This is a genomic window from Fictibacillus phosphorivorans (genome assembly GCF_001629705.1).
In the GTDB taxonomy this organism is placed as follows: domain Bacteria; phylum Bacillota; class Bacilli; order Bacillales; family Fictibacillaceae; genus Fictibacillus; species Fictibacillus phosphorivorans_A.
Genome location: NZ_CP015378.1, coordinates 2,078,962 through 2,094,637 on the forward strand (window position 1 = coordinate 2,078,962; position 15,676 = coordinate 2,094,637).

General features: G+C 36.5%; 21 protein-coding genes and 1 riboswitch. Of the genes, 8 read left to right on the forward strand and 13 right to left on the reverse strand.

The genetic code is table 11. The annotated features are described in order from the left end of the window. Positions 1 to 14: 14 nt before the first annotated feature. The gene (locus ABE65_RS10620; protein ID WP_066394545.1) at positions 15 to 740 is read right to left on the reverse strand and encodes a hypothetical protein; all 726 of its coding nucleotides are present in this window, start codon (positions 738 to 740) and stop codon (positions 15 to 17) included. Between the two features lie 230 nt (positions 741 to 970). On the opposite strand from ABE65_RS10620, the gene ABE65_RS10625 reads away from it, so the two are divergent. Next, positions 971 to 1,435 carry an SRPBCC family protein gene (locus ABE65_RS10625; RefSeq protein ID WP_066394546.1) on the forward strand — a complete coding sequence of 155 codons (465 nt, stop codon included), beginning with the start codon at positions 971 to 973 and terminating at the stop codon, positions 1,433 to 1,435. A gap of 30 nt (positions 1,436 to 1,465) precedes the next feature. Here ABE65_RS10625 and ABE65_RS10630 read toward each other — a convergent pair whose 3' ends face one another. Then, a complete protein-coding gene (locus tag ABE65_RS10630) occupies positions 1,466 to 2,026 on the reverse strand; it encodes a DEAD/DEAH box helicase family protein (RefSeq protein ID WP_066394547.1) in 561 nt (186 codons plus the stop codon). Positions 2,027 to 2,109: 83 nt separating this feature from the next. Here ABE65_RS10630 and ABE65_RS10635 point away from each other — a divergent pair, with 83 nt between their 5' ends. After that, positions 2,110 to 2,496: an NUDIX hydrolase gene (locus ABE65_RS10635; protein WP_066394548.1), complete on the forward strand. Its 387-nt coding sequence runs from the start codon at positions 2,110 to 2,112 to the stop codon at positions 2,494 to 2,496. 71 nt (positions 2,497 to 2,567) lie between these two features. Here the strand turns inward: ABE65_RS10635 and ABE65_RS10640 are convergent, their stop codons facing one another. From ABE65_RS10640 to ABE65_RS10665, 6 genes are all read right to left on the reverse strand, one after another. Further along, entirely contained in the window at positions 2,568 to 3,479 is a 912-nt protein-coding gene (locus tag ABE65_RS10640) for an alpha/beta fold hydrolase (protein WP_066394551.1), read from the reverse strand. Positions 3,480 to 3,513: 34 nt separating this feature from the next. Continuing rightward, positions 3,514 to 4,440, reverse strand: coding sequence for a GNAT family N-acetyltransferase (locus ABE65_RS10645; RefSeq protein WP_066394553.1), 927 nt, complete (start codon positions 4,438 to 4,440; stop codon positions 3,514 to 3,516). A 33-nt stretch (positions 4,441 to 4,473) separates the two neighbouring features. Next, positions 4,474 to 4,668: a helix-hairpin-helix domain-containing protein gene (locus tag ABE65_RS10650; protein ID WP_066394558.1), complete on the reverse strand. Its 195-nt coding sequence runs from the start codon at positions 4,666 to 4,668 to the stop codon at positions 4,474 to 4,476. A gap of 35 nt (positions 4,669 to 4,703) precedes the next feature. Next, positions 4,704 to 5,051 carry a DUF3147 family protein gene (locus tag ABE65_RS10655; RefSeq protein ID WP_066394560.1) on the reverse strand — a complete coding sequence of 116 codons (348 nt, stop codon included), beginning with the start codon at positions 5,049 to 5,051 and terminating at the stop codon, positions 4,704 to 4,706. After that, positions 5,042 to 5,455, reverse strand: coding sequence for a MarR family winged helix-turn-helix transcriptional regulator (locus ABE65_RS10660; protein ID WP_066394562.1), 414 nt, complete (start codon positions 5,453 to 5,455; stop codon positions 5,042 to 5,044). Before ABE65_RS10660 ends, ABE65_RS10655 begins: the two co-directional genes overlap by 10 nt. Before the next feature lie 64 nt (positions 5,456 to 5,519). After that, a complete protein-coding gene (locus tag ABE65_RS10665) occupies positions 5,520 to 5,765 on the reverse strand; it encodes a hypothetical protein (protein WP_066394564.1) in 246 nt (81 codons plus the stop codon). 1,310 nt (positions 5,766 to 7,075) lie between these two features. On the opposite strand from ABE65_RS10665, the gene ABE65_RS10680 reads away from it, so the two are divergent. The 4 genes from ABE65_RS10680 (at position 7,076) to cyoE (ending at position 9,483) form a co-directional block, all read left to right on the forward strand. Then, positions 7,076 to 7,393, forward strand: a complete 318-nt coding sequence (locus tag ABE65_RS10680) for an ArsR/SmtB family transcription factor (RefSeq protein ID WP_066394570.1) — start codon at positions 7,076 to 7,078, stop codon at positions 7,391 to 7,393. Positions 7,394 to 7,458: 65 nt separating this feature from the next. Next, positions 7,459 to 7,887, forward strand: a complete 429-nt coding sequence (locus ABE65_RS10685; RefSeq protein ID WP_066394573.1) for a DMT family transporter — start codon at positions 7,459 to 7,461, stop codon at positions 7,885 to 7,887. Between the two features lie 18 nt (positions 7,888 to 7,905). Then, complete coding sequence (locus tag ABE65_RS10690) at positions 7,906 to 8,367, forward strand: DMT family transporter (RefSeq protein ID WP_066394576.1); 462 nt, start codon at positions 7,906 to 7,908, stop codon at positions 8,365 to 8,367. Between the two features lie 201 nt (positions 8,368 to 8,568). Beyond that, complete coding sequence (cyoE, locus tag ABE65_RS10695) at positions 8,569 to 9,483, forward strand: heme o synthase (protein ID WP_066394577.1); 915 nt, start codon at positions 8,569 to 8,571, stop codon at positions 9,481 to 9,483. A 262-nt stretch (positions 9,484 to 9,745) separates the two neighbouring features. Here cyoE and ABE65_RS10700 read toward each other — a convergent pair whose 3' ends face one another. Beyond that, positions 9,746 to 10,987: an MFS transporter gene (locus ABE65_RS10700; protein WP_066394579.1), complete on the reverse strand. Its 1,242-nt coding sequence runs from the start codon at positions 10,985 to 10,987 to the stop codon at positions 9,746 to 9,748. A 166-nt stretch (positions 10,988 to 11,153) separates the two neighbouring features. On the opposite strand from ABE65_RS10700, the gene ABE65_RS10705 reads away from it, so the two are divergent. Further along, entirely contained in the window at positions 11,154 to 11,582 is a 429-nt protein-coding gene (locus tag ABE65_RS10705) for a MarR family winged helix-turn-helix transcriptional regulator (RefSeq protein ID WP_066394581.1), read from the forward strand. A gap of 36 nt (positions 11,583 to 11,618) precedes the next feature. Here the strand turns inward: ABE65_RS10705 and ABE65_RS10710 are convergent, their stop codons facing one another. From ABE65_RS10710 to ABE65_RS10725, 4 genes are all read right to left on the reverse strand, one after another. Beyond that, positions 11,619 to 12,482 (reverse strand): 5'-methylthioadenosine/S-adenosylhomocysteine nucleosidase, encoded by an 864-nt coding sequence (locus tag ABE65_RS10710; protein ID WP_066394584.1) that lies wholly within the window; start codon positions 12,480 to 12,482, stop codon positions 11,619 to 11,621. Positions 12,483 to 12,643: 161 nt separating this feature from the next. Beyond that, a riboswitch (purine riboswitch) is annotated at positions 12,644 to 12,747 on the reverse strand. 71 nt (positions 12,748 to 12,818) lie between these two features. Continuing rightward, positions 12,819 to 13,379, reverse strand: a complete 561-nt coding sequence (locus ABE65_RS10715; protein WP_066394586.1) for a GNAT family N-acetyltransferase — start codon at positions 13,377 to 13,379, stop codon at positions 12,819 to 12,821. Between the two features lie 22 nt (positions 13,380 to 13,401). Continuing rightward, on the reverse strand, positions 13,402 to 13,872 hold the full coding sequence (locus tag ABE65_RS10720; protein ID WP_066394589.1) for an HIT family protein: 471 nt from the start codon (positions 13,870 to 13,872) through the stop codon (positions 13,402 to 13,404). Between the two features lie 23 nt (positions 13,873 to 13,895). Beyond that, a complete protein-coding gene (locus ABE65_RS10725; RefSeq protein WP_066394590.1) occupies positions 13,896 to 14,366 on the reverse strand; it encodes an NUDIX hydrolase in 471 nt (156 codons plus the stop codon). Positions 14,367 to 14,482: 116 nt separating this feature from the next. Between ABE65_RS10725 and ABE65_RS10730 the strand changes: the two genes are divergently transcribed. Next, positions 14,483 to 15,568: a nitric oxide synthase oxygenase gene (locus tag ABE65_RS10730; protein WP_082861569.1), complete on the forward strand. Its 1,086-nt coding sequence runs from the start codon at positions 14,483 to 14,485 to the stop codon at positions 15,566 to 15,568. The last annotated feature ends 108 nt before the right edge of the window (positions 15,569 to 15,676 follow it).

A 15,676-nucleotide genomic window follows, 5' to 3' on the forward strand; every position in this document is an offset into this window, starting at 1 on the left:
GCTTCCTCCCTTCTTTACTGAAAATAATCCAATTTATTCATGTGATTCTTCATATATCTCATCCAAAATGCAACACTCGCACAGGCTGCAAAAATGGAAACAACAGATGTAACGATCGGCCATTTACTAGCGATTAAAATAGTAAGTCCAACCAATCCGTGACTCGAGAGATAAGGAACAGCGAATAATAATAATGTGAAACTTCCCAATAAAACAACTGCATAGAAGACCATCTTTACATTCGTGACTTTATCTCCGGAATCACTTGCCGGATAAACACTTCCATAACAAATCCCAAAGCTAAGCCAGATGAGAGAAAATGCTATAAACTCCATTGGTGCCAAAGTTTGGCGCAATTCAGGAGCAAGGCTATACATGATTATTAAAACCACTAAATGAAACGGAACTGAGTAGATAAAATAAATAAGAAAGCGGCTTTTTACCACAATTTCTCTTGGAATTGGAAGCTGGTTTAGAAAGACGGTAAACGGCTGTGCCCATAAATTGTCAGAGAGTTTTTGGTATTGATATTCTTTCGGTTTAGCCCATATCGCTGCAACCCCAAAGGTAAGCAAAAAGAATATATCATACAGCATAAAGTGTTCTTCTAAGTATGAAGAAATTGAAACCGTTAAGAAAAATGAATAGGGTACTAATAGAAACAGTAAAGTAAAGATACTTTTCTTTGAATGAGTTAATTCAAATTTTGAGAGCCAGAATGCCTGTTGCCAGCGGTTCATTTTTATCATCCACCTTCAAGTAACTGTTATAGTGTTTATATCTATATACACACTATATAACAATGGTGATGATTTTTCCACCTAATTTCAAAAAAAATACATATAGCATCTTTATTATTGTTGTTAAACATTGTAAATAATTCTATAGAAGCGTTGTTCCTAGTGAATAATCCCTCTATAATAAAATGAAATATATAACTTACAGAAACGTACAAAGAAAAGGAGAAAATATGAATAAGTCTATTAACACGAATCCTCTCGTAAGCACAGAAATGCTTATTAGGAAGCCGGTTAACATCGTATTTGAAGCTTTTATTGAGCCTGACATCACTACAAAATTCTGGTTCACTAAAAGCAGTGGAAGACTATCAGAAGGAAAAAAAGTATTGTGGGAATGGGAAATGTACGGAGTTTCTGACGAGATTTTAGTTAAAGAATTAGAAACAAATAAACGCATCTTGATTCAATCCTCCAATGGAACAACAGTGGAGTGGTCATTTACTTCTCGCAACAATAATGAAACTATGGTTAACATCACGAATGCTGGGTTTACAGGAAATGCTGATGAGGTACTAAACCACGCCATCGATGCAATGGGAGGATATACAATGGTATTGTGTGGGCTAAAAGCTTATTTGGAACACGGCATCCTATTAAACCTTGTGGCAGACAAAGCACCAGATTTTCACTTATAAGCATCAAAAAAGGACCTACGTGGTCCTTTTTTATAAGTTAAATGTATGTTTAATTTGAGCAGCTACTTCATCTGGATTTAGATTTTCATTGTTGATTCGAAGATAATTTTCTCTTTTTATCTCTCCCTCATTAGAGTTCATGCGGTACATTTCCATCGATGTCTTTATGTCATTTTCCGACCACTTAATATTTCTTTTAGAAGGTTTATGGTCCAGCCTATGGGGAGTAATGTTTCTCTGGAGCCTTGTCTCTAATTCAGATTCAAGTTCTACAAAATAGATCTCTGCTCCCTCCTTTTCAAATACCTGACAAATACTTTCAACAAACTCCCAATCTTCCTTATAATTGAACGCCCAAACATATGTAAAAATCATTCCATATTGATCGCTCTTCGCAAATGCCTGAAAGATCTCTGAACGAAATAAGTGCACCAGTCTACGCCCATCCTCAGAACCATATTCAAAAAATGGCGTAACAAGATCGATCGTCATGTGGTTATGGAAGAGCTTTAACTTTGTGACCTTCTCTAACTCATGTCCTACAGTCATCTTCCCAACCGCCTGCGGACCAAATAATAATACAAGTTTCATTGCTTCACCTCTAACGATTAAAAATTGTTTATCCTATGCTACTATAAAAAGGAAAATAATTCTATATACTGTGGGGAGAAAATATGAACGTGGTAAATGAAATACATGTTGTGGTAAAAGGATTAATTCTGTACCAAGGTCAATATTTAATTGTAAAACGTTCAGATGAAGACGAAATTGGGGCCGGTACTTGGGAATGTCCTGGTGGAAAGATAGAGTTTGAAGAGGGGATCGAGCAGGCATTAATTCGTGAAATAAATGAAGAGACACGACTTGTCGTTTCAGTGGATCACATTCTTTATGCAGCGACTTTTTATACTAAACCCTCTCGAAAAGTAGTATTACTAACCTATTTATGTCAAGCTGACACTTACGAAGTTCAGCTATCAGAAGAACATTCTGCCTATATGTGGGTAACACAAGAAGAATTAAAATTACATCTTCCACAAAACATCATTGAAAACTTATAAAAAACAAAAGAGTTGTGTATAAGATAAAATTGAAAAAGGAAGACCACATAAAAAACATGGTCTTCCTTTTACTAAGACTGCAGATATTCTATGACAACTTGCTTAAACTTCTCTGATTCCTCGTAATGAGGAGTGTGACCACTTTCTTCAAAGATAAAGATTTCTCCGTTAATAGCATCTCGCTCGAACACCTCAAAATGTTTTTCACACGTACAAGCATCATATTTTCCAACAAGTAATAACATTGGATTCTTAACATATTTAATGTCATCCAGCAAGGAATCAAAAATCTTGCCTTCTTCTCTTAACAAATTGTAATGGTACTCTGAACGGTCATAGAATTCGTCCCATTCTTCCTCAGAATAAAAGGAGTAATAATCAGTTGGATTATCATGATTATGGCGGTAGATCTCCATACGATTCTCACCTAACTCATCACTCAACTTCATATATTCTTCTGTTAGTTCGCGTATCGGATGTTTCCCCTCAGCTAGCAACAATCCTTTCTCGTATAGTTCATGTTTGCCGTACTTTTTTAATAAATGCGCAGTCTTTTTAATAAGACTTTGAGATGTTAGTTCAAAATCAAAAGTTGGTCCCTCGAAAATCACTTTTTCGATAGAATCAGGATGCTGTCTAACATAAGCTAGTGCTAAAAAGCCGCCAAATGAATGACCTATGAGTGACCACTTTTGTATATGTAAATATTCTCTAAGAGCTTCACAGTCATCAATCAAATCTTGAAATCCGAAGGGTTCATCTTTCTCGATGTTTTCCGAACGACAAACTCCTCTTTGGTCTATTAAAACAAGATTGAAGTGCTTCCCTAATCTTTCAGCTTGATGGAAGGAAAAATCGTGACACCCTTCCCCAGGACCACCATGAAGATAAAGGATGGCTGGTTTATCAACATCACCGTAACGTTCTACATATAATTTTTTGCCTCTAATTTCAATTTCTTGACCGTTAAGTTGCTGTATCATTTCTTCATCTCCTATCGTCTTTTAAAGAAGGGTATTAGTTTTTACTAGTTTGATAGTACAATTGAAGCAATTCTTCAACAGGAATGTTATCAATTTTCATACCACTAGTATCACTTTTTTCAATCTCAACATGTTTAAGGTCACAATTTATTAGTTTTGAACCAGTAAGATCGCACCTATTAAATACAAGAGGTTTCGCTATGTCACCAAGATTCGTATCTGTAAATTGCACACCACTTAACGTTACATAAATGAATTCACTATCTGATAAATTTAAATCTGCAAACATCGTTTTTCTATAGTTAATATTTTGAAACTTAGAATGACTTAAATTGCAATTGCTCATATGTATATGACTCACATTACTATTACTCACCGAACTGCCTTCCATCGTAACTTGATAATATTCAGAGTGACTTAAATCAGAGTTTTCAAATTGCTGATAAGATAAATTTTGATTCGTCAACAAACTATCAGGTTGCAACGATTGCTTAATATGTTTTACAAAACAATACTCTTCTTCACCTTCAAAGGTCACAACATAACCCAACTTTTTATAAAAGTGATGGTTATTAAGCTGTCTGCTAGACGTCTCAAGATCCCAAGCTCTTACAAACGGAAATTCTTTTTCTATCAAATTGATAACTGTAGATCCAATCCCGTTACCTTGATGTTCTGGATCAATAAAAATCCTATCAATCCTGCCGTATGACTTTCCTGAGATTGTGGCTATGATTCCTCCAACAAGTAGACCATCGTACATTACTTTAAAATATTCTAACTCTCTAATCATATATTTGGTCATTTCAATGGATGTGTATCCAGGCGGCTGGATATTGTAATCAATGATGTCTCGATTCGAAAGCCATTTTTCTGCTTCAAAATCAAACGTTTTTTTCATAATTGCTGTTAATTGTTCTGCATCGTTAACTGTTGCTTTTTCAAGTGTAGTCTGTAACATGTAAGCGTTCTCCTTTATATATAAAACAGTGTGTTATTTCTTGAAAGACAGTCCTCTTTCTTGCAGTGCTGCTAGAAGCTGTCCCATCGCTTTCGGACCTATTCCGTGTAATTTCTTAAGATCTGATTCCCTCCAATCTGTTAGTTGCTCGATTGAAGATATGCCTGCGGATGTCAAAGCTCTTTCAGCGGGTTTTCCTAATCTAGTGGGGAGACTTGTATTTTGCATACTTTCACCTCTTTACGAAAATAAATGTCTGGTATTCAGATTATTGTTTTTATGAATTTCACAGCTACCTCTTGAAGCAAAATACATCCTAACCAACCGCTTATACCTAAACCTAAGCAGGTGATTAATGAGAAGGAGTGCTTTAAAGAAATATAAACAATCGCTAATAGAACGGCAGTTGCTGGAAATCCCCATAAAACGCCAAGAGCAAATTTGCTTAACGTTTTGGTTGGCTCTCCTTGTACATAAAGCCAGATAATGCTTAATAAACTTACAAGTGGAAGAGCAGCCACGATTCCGCCAAAACTAGGAAACCTTTTAGCAATTTCGGTAACTGCTGCAATAACTCCTGCAGAAATTAGGATTTTCATAATTACATACATGATTTTGACCGCTCACTTAGCAGTTTAAAGGCTTTCGTGATTAACTCTATTTCAACTTCGTCCATTTGACTGAAGATATGATTCAACTTATCTTCATCTAGACTCGTATTCTCATGAAGTACCTTTTTTCCAATATCCGTTAACCGAAGAATAACTTTTCGTTCATCCTCCAAATCGCGTTTCTTTTCTATGTAATTCTTATGAATCATCCGCTTCACATGCTCAGAAGCCGTATTGTGAGAGATATCAAGATAATTCGCTACATCATTTACAACTACTCTATCTTTTTTATCAATTAACTGTAGAACCCGTACCATCTGATGAGTAATTTTCTCACCATGTGGATAGTGCAAATGAAAGTATAAGTCTGTCCAATATTGATTTAATTTTGATGAACTACGCATAATAAGCACCTCTTTTTACATCGTTATTTAAGATTATATCTTATTATACGATATAAAAAAAGACTTATATCACTCCTATGAATGATAAGATGCCAAAAATAAAGATAATAAAGAATAGGCCGATTCCGCTGAAAGCTGTCGAACGCCAGAATCCTTTCGTACTAATTAAAGCGGTTATAAATGCTAATAGCACCCCTACTGATAAAATGATAAAACCAATCTCGCTTAATTGGTTTTCAATGACGAATTGTAAAACAAGTAATGTGGTTAATAGAATTACTATTGAAGCGACGCCCATGTGCTTTCTCATTAATCAGGCTCCTTTCATTTACATTCTAAATTGATAAAACTAATAACCAACTGGTAAACTAGAAATATGCAGAATAATTAAAATTTTTTCAGGTGAATTCTTGGGATGGGAGAAAGTAAAATTGAAAATAGACCGTTCTATTAAATATCGAAAGTTACCTGAGCGTTATAAGACGCATTTAAATGTAATGCATCATGTCAAACATAGCATATTTGCTTTTACTTTTATTCTGTTGGATATAATCTCCCTCATTTTTATAGTTCTGGCACCTCACCAGTCCACCTTTTGGATTACCATTCCGCTGGTCGTAATCATTAATGTTTGGTCACTTACGATATTACTTAGAAATACGGAAAACATGATACTTGAACCCATACTTTATACAGCATGCCTAGGTGTTGTTGGTTCATTATGTAATTTCGTGGTTGTCCAAAAATTTTACTATCTTATTTTTAAATTCTCTTCCCCTCTTTTCTTCATTATATGTTTATTGATTTTTTCCTTATTTGTTAAACAACAGATTTGGTACCAAGTCAAAAAATTCTCGAACATACATAGTAATTTTGGAGAAGAAAAACTAAATCCTAAAAGAGATTACTTCATAATGACTCTTTTTGGCATTGGTTATATAATTTACGCGTATTTAGCTAGAAGTTATCCTATACTAACCATCGCATATCCTCTAACTATTTTTTCATTTTTTTGTTTATTCTTTGCTTACTTATCGGTAAAGTTCTTCCACAAGTATGTCTTCATGAAAACAAACATGATGTATGTTCCTTTACCAAAACAATTAAAGAAACAATTAAAAGCTAAAAAAGTTACGATGTAGATCAAATATTCAAATGATTATACTAGGTTAATAAAATTATTATCCTGTTCCCTTAAATTTAAAAAGTGTTGAAAGGATTCGAATATACAAAATATTTACGATTCAATAATTTGCAAGTATTTAGTAAAGTAAGCACCCAACAGTAAAAGAATTACCGATGCCCCCCAACTCCATATCCCAAGTAAATCAAACCAATAAGCTAAAAGATTCACTACCGCGATTAAGAAAAAACAGATCGATGTTAAAGCTGATCTCAAACCTGTAATTCCCTGGTTTCGCCTTTGACGTATGACATATGTAATAGAGAATATCAATGTTACGAGGACCAGAATTGATAAAATAGATTCCATCTTTACTTCCCTCCCACTTTTTTCTACTTAATGTTACGATTTATAAAGCTGATTTGTTTCATTTTTTTCCAATTGTCACTAGTGTTTACAAATTGACATATCGAGAAAAACCGATTAGAGTGTTATTCATGAACAATCCTATCGATGTATTTAAGGCGCTTTCCAACGACATTCGCCTCGATATTCTGAAATGGCTCAAAGATCCACAGCAACACTTTGATAAACCTACTGCTCATCTATCTAAAACGATTAATGAGAAAGGCGGTATCTGTGTAGGAGATATACAGGAAAAAGCGAATCTTTCGCAATCTACTGTATCCCAATATTTATCGATGATGCAGAAAGCAGGTTTGCTTGAATCAGAGCGTCATGGCAAATGGACGTACTATCGCAGAAACGAAAAAAACATACAAAAGTTAGCTACCTATCTAAAAGAAGAATTATAGGTGTTCTTCTTTTTTTGTTTTTATATCGATAATTTTAAATATGTAAATATGAAGGAGTTTTGTTTATGAAAATTTGGACTTATCTTTTAGCCTTACTTGCTGGTGTTTCGCTAAGTGTTGAAGGAGCGATCTATGGAGAACTTGGAAAAACGATTGGAAAATTAGAAAGCACCTTTTATAACTTTTTTGTTGGTGCCATTATTTTAGGAATCGTGGTTCTATTTTTAGGTAAGGGTTCACTCTCTTATACGTTTCAAGCTCCTAAATGGGAACTTTCTGGAGGAGTTCTAGGGACCATCTATCTAACCATCTTAATCATTGCTATACCGATTGTTGGCGTAGGAATTGCCATGATTTCTGTCATCATCGGTCAAATGGCTATGAGTATGCTTATAGAGCACAAAGGCTGGTTGGGAAGTTCAGCAGCTTCTATTAATAAAGAAAAACTTATAGCAGTAACCCTCATGACAATCTCACTGCTGCTCATTTTTTAAGAAAGAAGGGATAACAACATGAACATATTAATACTTCTTGGATCAGTCATTGGTGGTGTGCTCCTTAGTGCTCAATCTTCTATTAACGGAGCATTTAGCAGAAAATCAGGTACGTATGAAGCTGCGTTTTTAACCTTCTTCTCAGGTGCGCTCCTATTAGCCATTCTTATTCTTTTCTTTGGTGAAGGTAACATATTAAAGGTCTTTGAAGCGCCTAAGTGGCAGCTGGCAGCCGTTTGGTTCGGAGTGGGTTACTTGTTTTTAACAGTGGTGGCTGTGCCACGCATTGGAGTCATCGCTACTAACATCGCAACGGTTATTGGTCAGCTTTCTGCTGGTATGGTTATTGATCATTTTGGATTTTTTGGAGGACTATCCGTCCCATTTACTTGGGAGAGATTGCTCGCTATCCTCTTAATGTTAATTGCACTTCGTTTTATTTATATCGGTAACAAAAAGCAAAGGGCAAAATTCGAGTGACCATAAGCTACGTAAGCGTTTGTATCACATTTCTATCACATAAACCTCACAGAACGTTCACAAAACCGTTGAGTAAAGTGTATTAAGGTGTTCTATTATTTGAACTGGGAATTCATTTAGTGCTTTAATAGAAGTGGATTTAAGGTTACACTATATGGATAATATAGAGAGAGAATTATTGTGAAGATGGTGTCTTATAGTATGGAAAAAACGTTAAAAGTAGAAAAACAAAAAAGGTCAGCGATCCTGTCACAAACAGTTAAAACGGGAATCATCAAATCTAACCTCGTTCCTATGTTTGCCGGACTTACGCTGGCATTATATACGTACGATATCGATCCTGGCACTAAGTTACTCGATGTTTTATACGCATTGATTGGTACAATATTAGTGATTGGTGCTGCTGGTACGTTTAATAATGTATATGATCGTGATATTGATGCGATCATGGAAAGAACAAAGAATCGACCAACCGTAACAGGTGAGATCGATACGAAATTCGCTATTACGCTCGCTAGTATAATGGCTGTGCTTGGTATAATTGCTCTTGCCTTCACCACACCGCTTGCGGCATTATTAGGTTTCCTAGGTCTTTTCTTTTATGTCGTTCCTTATACGATGTGGACGAAACGAAGAACGATCTATAACACGGAAGTAGGTAGTATTTCTGGTGCGATGCCTCCCCTTATCGGTTGGGCAGCCATGACTGGGACACTTGCACACCCTGCGATTGCAGCACTCTTCATCATCCAGGTTATCTGGCAGATGCCTCACTTCTATGCGATCGCGATCCGCCGTCATGATGAGTATAAGGCAGCTAGAATACCGATGCTTCCGGTTGTAAAAGGGGTAAAACGAACATATACCCAAACCAACATCTATCTTGTGTTATTGAGCTTAACGAGCTTTTTGTTCTTACCGTTAAGCTTAGGCTTAACGTTAGTGGCACTTCTTATGAATGTTGGATGGCTCGTGTTGAGCATCTATGGCTACAAGAAAAATAAGGATTCAGAGAAATGGGCGAAGCTTCTCTTCATCTATTCTCTAATTCATATGACGATTTTGTTTTCAACGGTAATTGTTTACTCATTAGTTGGCATTTTTATTTTAAATTAGAAAAAAGGTTCGGGATAATTCCGAACCTTTTTCATTTGTCTAATGAATAAGCGTTTGATTAAAGTCACTGCAAATAGAGTCGAACGGCGTCGAGGATTGTAGACTCGTGGATAAACAGCAAAAATATGTGGATTGAAGTCCAAAACTCGTGGATTCAAGCCTAAAACTTGTGGATTGAAGCTGATAACTCGTTAATTCATTTATCCTCTCCAATCAAAAAAGCCTGCTCCAAGTCTCGGAGCAGGCTTTTTCTCTACTATTATTAATGCGCGGTATCCATACGATCTACGTGTGCCAGATGTTTGTAGTTCCATCCGATGAAAACGATAGATAAGAATACAAATCCCGCAGCTACATAAAACGGTAGATGTGGATTATAGATTTCCGCGAGCTTTGCCGCCATGTAAGGCGAAATTGCAGCTCCTAAAAAACGAAGAAAACTATATGCTGCTGACGCAGTCGAACGTTCAACAGGTGCCGCTTCCATTACAGCCGTTGTAATTAACGTATTCGTATTGCCTAAGATCGCCCCAGCAAAAACAATCGCTGAAATGATCACCCATTGAGTTGAAGTAAATAATCCCATGATTACAAGATCGGCTACAAACAAGAAAAGCATAATCGCCATAGATTTAACTGTTCCGAACGTTTTTTCAAGCTTTGGTGCCATAAAAACGGAAGTGATCGCTAGCAACGTCCCCCAACCTAGGAACACATAACCGAGTCCCTTAGGATGTAACCCTAAAACAAAGGGCGCGTAAGCCATGATTGTAAAAAATCCTATGTTATATAGTGCTGCAACAATTCCTAGTACGAGAAGTGAACGATGCTTCATGGCTTTAAACGGTGCAGATAAAGGTGTCCGTTTCTTTTTCACTACTGTCTGTACATTAGGTTTAGGCATCAATACCAAAAGAATCATGAATGCCAGAATCATGAGGGTTGAAACTCCTAAGAAAGGCGATCTCCAAGAAATACTACCTAGTGTACCCCCGAGTAAAGGCCCAATTGAAATTCCTAAACCAACTGCTGCTTCATATAAAATAATAGCCTTAGCTGTTCCGCTGCTTGAAAGGGATACGATGGCAGCCAATGCTGTTGCAACAAAGAGTGCATTACCTAATCCCCAACCTGCTCGAAGACCTACTAATGTCCAAATGTTATCAGCAAAGCCCCCTAGTGCAGATACTATCGCTATAATAAATACTCCGGTCAATAGCGTTCCTTTATTGCCAAGTCTAGACGATACAGTACTTGTGATCAGCATGGCAAATGCCATTACTGCGTTATAACTCGTATAAAGTAACGTTACTTCACTTGGTGATGCTTGAAGATTTTCAGCAATTGATGGTAAAACTGGATTTACTAAGCCCATTCCCATGAAAGCTGTTATACAAGCGAAAAAAACAGCCCATACGGAGATTGGCTGATGAAATAAACTTTGTTTATCGAGCGAAACTCCTGAAACTTTAGCTCCACCAACACTTTGTGTGTTTGTTGACATTCTCACATCTCCTTTATATTTTATTATCTCTGTAACTTATTGTATAATACAACTATATAATTGTATAGTACAACTACTTAGCTGTCAAATCATGATTCTGTTGTTGAATCATGCTTGAATCGGTTATCATGTTGATAGAGTTTTGTATACAAAGGTGGCAAAAACGATGAAAAATTCTATACTCGAAAAGATCGAACTTGAGATGGCTGTTCTTGTAAGGCGCGTCACTTCAATCACATCCAAAAACAAAATCGGTAATCTAGACAGATCAGCCTACCTCCTTCTGCATCAATTGTCTGTTCATGGACCTCTTGGTGTAAAGACGCTTGCTGAAAACTTGCAGCTCGATACATCAACAGTTAGTCGACAAGCTGCATCACTTGAGAAAAAGGGATATGTGTACAAAGTTCCAGATCATGTGGATCGTCGAGCTTACTTCCTACAACTAACAAATTCAGGTACAGAAGATTTTAATGAGTATAAAAAAGCTCGACTCGATCGTTTTGAAGTACTTACAGATGATTGGACAGATGAAGAACGAAAGCAGTTTGGTCATCTACTTAAAAAATTCAATAAGGCTATTTTAGAAAAATAAACCCCGCTAAATTTCGGTTAGCGGGGTTTCCTTACCTTATTTATTTTTGATCATAGAGATGTATTTCTTAACCACTTCAAATACATAATCTTGATTGGCAGCTGCGGTTGTAGGATCATATTGCCCGCCATTTGTTTTGTTATTGGAAAGAACCCGTATGCCTAGAAACGGCACATTATAAGCTTTAGAAATTTGAGCAGCTGATGCTCCTTCCATCTCTTCAACTGAAGTTCCAAAGTTCTCATGGAACCATTTAATACGATCCACTTCATTGTTCCAAACGTCTGCAGAACCGATCGTACCTTCTACAACTTTCCCTTTTGTATACTTTTCTTTAACTGCATGAGCAGCTTTTAAAAGGGTTGCATCGCCTTCAAAGTAACGTGCTTTCTCTGCGTTCGGATCCTCCCCGGCACTACCTTCCGATGCCATGAGATCCATTGGAATCCATGATGTAGGGTGAATTCCTTCGTTAGATTCTTTGTGAGGCGTTTTTAAAGACCCAAGATTCACTGTTCTTTTCCCTAAAACGATATCAAATACATTCAAACTCGGATCGTGTCCTCCAGATGTACCTTGATTAATGACTGCAGCAGGTTTATATTTTTCAATTGCAATTGCTGTAGCAGCAGCTGTATTTTCCATACCCTTACCTGTTTTTGCAACAATTACGGGATAGTTATTTAGTGTTCCTTTATAAAAAACAAAGTTACCAGACTTTTCCTCTTTCACGTTCTTTAGGCGTTTTGCAAAGTTCTCAGCCTCAATTGGCATAGGCCCTTGAATGATGATCGGTCTTTTTGCTTTTTCTTTTCCAGATGCTGTTTGGTTGAAGTTGAATCCAGCTAATGCGGATAGAACTAAAACCGCTGCGATTGCTAATAATCCGTATTTTTTCATTGTCTATTACCCTCCAGATGTCACGGATTACTAGAATATACTCAATAAAAATAGCCTAGAGAATGTAGATGTTCCTACCTCTAGACTAACAGAGTTAAAGTATCTTTAAGCAAAAGAAAATTGCTAAATCATCGCTGATCAAATCCATAAGGATAACTAGTCAGCCATTTACTTCAACTCGTAGTCCAGTTCTTTCATTGGGAACCGGGTAGAAACACTCAGACCATATTACCGAGCATATACGAGTAATTCGCTTTTATGTATGTTACTTTGATAATATAACAATAAAAACTTTTGTTTTCAACATAAAACTTAACATTAAATTATATTTTTTATTTAATGTTCGGATTTACGGTTTGTTTTATCACCTTTCAGGAATGAGTAGATGAAAAGATCATCAAACTTGCCACATGTGTATTCATAATGCCTTAACAACCCCTCTTTAACAAAACCAATTTTCTCTACTAAGTTTTGAGATGAAATATTTCCCGGCTCTATGAGTGCTTCAATTCGTTCCAGTTTCATATGTTTAAACCCAAACGTTACAACAGCTTCTAATGCTTCTCGAGCAACACCTTTACCCCAATATTCTTTATTCAGTTCAAATCCTACTTCTGTTCGAAAATGCTTACCATTTCTATTTAGAAATCCGCAGCTTCCAATCACTTTATCGGAATTCTTTAATGTGATTCCCCAGCGAATTCCAGTTTGTTCTTTTAAGATTGAATGGTACCACTCTACTTCTTCATGAACAGCTTCAACCGTTTGATAAGGTGCGATGCCCATATGCTTTACAACCTCAGAGTCTGATAGATAGTCAAACATATCTTTCGCATCATCAAGAGTTACTTTTCTTAAGATCAAGCGATCCGTTTCAATCATAGGATGTTCAATCATCTCCTTCCTTCATTCCTTTCTTTTAACGATTGGTTACAGCAACTAATTTGCTTAATTCAGCATACAAACGATTTTTCATCATTTCCAACTGATCTTGAGAAGGTTTGATTTCATCAGAAAACATCTCTTCTTTGTCTACCCACCATACCGGACCTTTTACAGGTGAATCATTCTCTCGTCGAGGAAAGAGATGCCAGTGAAGATGAGAGTCGCCATTGCCTAGTAACTCATAATTTAATTTTTCTGCACCAAAGGCTTTATAAACAGCTTCCGCAACCAGACTCATCTCATTTAAGAACGTCTTTTTTACTTCTGACTCTAAAAAATGCAGTTCGGTCTTATGTTGTTTGGAAAGAAAAAGTGTATAACCTTTAAAATATTGATGATCACCTATCACGACGAAACCAGTCTTTAATTCCGCTACGAAATAAGGATTGGTACCCTTTTGAATCATGTCGATCCGTTCGCATATTAAACAATCTGTATGAGCCATGCTATAAACTCCTCCTTCAACCTTTATAGTTTAGCATTATTTTCCTTTTGGTGGTCTCTGATCTTTAATCGTGTATGTAATTCCCATAGTGCCGTTTTGTTGCTATCCCATTTCAAAGAGCTAAGAGCCTCTTCATAGCTAACCCACTTGTAAACAGAGTGTTCTTTAGAAAGATTAAGTTTCTGATCAGTGGCTTCTATACCAAAAGTATGTTCTGGAATGACGAGAACATCTTCCCCCCAGAGAAAGTGGCCAACAACGTGTTCAACTGGCAATGAAGTCTTCGTATCTAATGTGATTAACCTACAGTCTTCACCTAGACCTGTTTCTTCAAAAGCCTCTCTTCTAGCAGTCTGTTCAGGGTTTTCTTCGTTTTCTCCGCCACCTGCAATACCTTGCCAATATTTCATATCTGAACGTTTCAAAATAGCATACTCTACACCATTCTCATTACATATAAAAGGAATCACCAGAACCTGGTAAGGTGCTCTCATTGAAATTTCTTCCCCTTCCTCTTGTTCTTATTTTGTAACACTTACAAGCGGTAATTCTTTCTAAACTAGGCTATTATAATAATACACTTATTTTTGTTGGGGGCTTTATTTTGGAAATGAATCTTTTACAAGAAGCAGTAACATTCATCACATCCTGTTATCAGGAGTTGAATAAAACACAGAGCGAAATAGATGATAGGATTTCTGAAATCGCAAAAGAAATTCAAATTGATGGTACGTATTCACACTTACCGTTTGAAATAGATTATGGTGCAAAACTAGCGTGGCGCAACAGTAATCGTTGTATCGGAAGATTGTTTTGGGATCAGATGCATACGTTCGATCGACGACATGTTGAAACAGAAGAAGAAATTTTTATGGCAATCATAGATCACATGAAATATGCGACTAACCATGGAAGAATTCGGCCAACGATAACAATCTTCCCTCCAAAATCCCATAAACAACATGTACGTATCTGGAATCATCAATTAATTCGATACGCGGGCTATCAAGTGGAGACTGGTATTATTGGAGATCCTTCTTCCATAGAATTTACAAAAATATGCATAGAGCTCGGTTGGGAACCGAAATTTGGAGAATTTGATATCTTACCTATAGTTATTCAAGTAAACAACAATCCTCCTAAGTTATTTGAACTACCGAAATCTTCAACTCTAGAAGTAGAGATACGTCACCCTGAGTTTGAATGGTTTAAAGATCTAGAGCTAAAATGGTACGGTGTTCCATTCATTTCCGATATGGCTTTAGAGATAGGCGGGCTTCGTTACACGGCAGCTCCGTTTAATGGATGGTATATGGGGACTGAAATTGGAGCAAGAAATCTAGCAGATGAAGAGCGTTACAATATGCTTCCGAAGATTGCTTCATGCATGGGTATAGATACAAAAAGTTCAATTTCTTTATGGAAAGATAAAGCACTTGTTGAACTAAACATAGCAGTACTTCATTCCTTTCGAGAAGATGGTGTTAGTATCGTAGATCATCATACTGCAGCTCAACAGTTCAAAAAATTTGAAGAAAAAGAATCAGAAAGTGGCAGAAAGGTAACCGGTAACTGGGCTTGGCTCATTCCACCAATGAGTCCTGCAACGACACATATCTTTCATAAGCCATACAAAAATGAAATTGTTAAACCAAATTATTTTTACCAAGATACACCTTTTTCAAAAGAAGAATAGGCACTTTATCAAAACGTTCAGAGCGTCTTTTCTGGACGTTTTTTCATATGATCTTCTTTTAATCAATATAATAGCGTATAGGATTTTGGTTCTCCGAAAGGAGTTATT

Bases quoted from the DNA above. Each gene is read 5' to 3' on its own strand.
- ABE65_RS10620 (WP_066394545.1), bottom strand. From the start codon at position 740: ATGAACCGCTGGCAACAGGCATTCTGGCTCTCAAAATTTGAATTAACT.
- ABE65_RS10625 (WP_066394546.1), top strand. From the start codon at position 971: ATGAATAAGTCTATTAACACGAATCCTCTCGTAAGCACAGAAATGCTT.
- ABE65_RS10630 (WP_066394547.1), bottom strand. From the start codon at position 2,026: ATGAAACTTGTATTATTATTTGGTCCGCAGGCGGTTGGGAAGATGACT.
- ABE65_RS10635 (WP_066394548.1), top strand. From the start codon at position 2,110: ATGAACGTGGTAAATGAAATACATGTTGTGGTAAAAGGATTAATTCTG.
- ABE65_RS10640 (WP_066394551.1), bottom strand. From the start codon at position 3,479: ATGATACAGCAACTTAACGGTCAAGAAATTGAAATTAGAGGCAAAAAA.
- ABE65_RS10645 (WP_066394553.1), bottom strand. From the start codon at position 4,440: ATGTTACAGACTACACTTGAAAAAGCAACAGTTAACGATGCAGAACAA.
- ABE65_RS10650 (WP_066394558.1), bottom strand. From the start codon at position 4,668: ATGCAAAATACAAGTCTCCCCACTAGATTAGGAAAACCCGCTGAAAGA.
- ABE65_RS10655 (WP_066394560.1), bottom strand. From the start codon at position 5,051: ATGTATGTAATTATGAAAATCCTAATTTCTGCAGGAGTTATTGCAGCA.
- ABE65_RS10660 (WP_066394562.1), bottom strand. From the start codon at position 5,455: ATGCGTAGTTCATCAAAATTAAATCAATATTGGACAGACTTATACTTT.
- ABE65_RS10665 (WP_066394564.1), bottom strand. From the start codon at position 5,765: ATGAGAAAGCACATGGGCGTCGCTTCAATAGTAATTCTATTAACCACA.
- ABE65_RS10680 (WP_066394570.1), top strand. From the start codon at position 7,076: ATGAACAATCCTATCGATGTATTTAAGGCGCTTTCCAACGACATTCGC.
- ABE65_RS10685 (WP_066394573.1), top strand. From the start codon at position 7,459: ATGAAAATTTGGACTTATCTTTTAGCCTTACTTGCTGGTGTTTCGCTA.
- ABE65_RS10690 (WP_066394576.1), top strand. From the start codon at position 7,906: ATGAACATATTAATACTTCTTGGATCAGTCATTGGTGGTGTGCTCCTT.
- cyoE (WP_066394577.1), top strand. From the start codon at position 8,569: ATGGAAAAAACGTTAAAAGTAGAAAAACAAAAAAGGTCAGCGATCCTG.
- ABE65_RS10700 (WP_066394579.1), bottom strand. From the start codon at position 10,987: ATGTCAACAAACACACAAAGTGTTGGTGGAGCTAAAGTTTCAGGAGTT.
- ABE65_RS10705 (WP_066394581.1), top strand. From the start codon at position 11,154: ATGAAAAATTCTATACTCGAAAAGATCGAACTTGAGATGGCTGTTCTT.
- ABE65_RS10710 (WP_066394584.1), bottom strand. From the start codon at position 12,482: ATGAAAAAATACGGATTATTAGCAATCGCAGCGGTTTTAGTTCTATCC.
- ABE65_RS10715 (WP_066394586.1), bottom strand. From the start codon at position 13,379: ATGATTGAACATCCTATGATTGAAACGGATCGCTTGATCTTAAGAAAA.
- ABE65_RS10720 (WP_066394589.1), bottom strand. From the start codon at position 13,872: ATGGCTCATACAGATTGTTTAATATGCGAACGGATCGACATGATTCAA.
- ABE65_RS10725 (WP_066394590.1), bottom strand. From the start codon at position 14,366: ATGAGAGCACCTTACCAGGTTCTGGTGATTCCTTTTATATGTAATGAG.
- ABE65_RS10730 (WP_082861569.1), top strand. From the start codon at position 14,483: ATGAATCTTTTACAAGAAGCAGTAACATTCATCACATCCTGTTATCAG.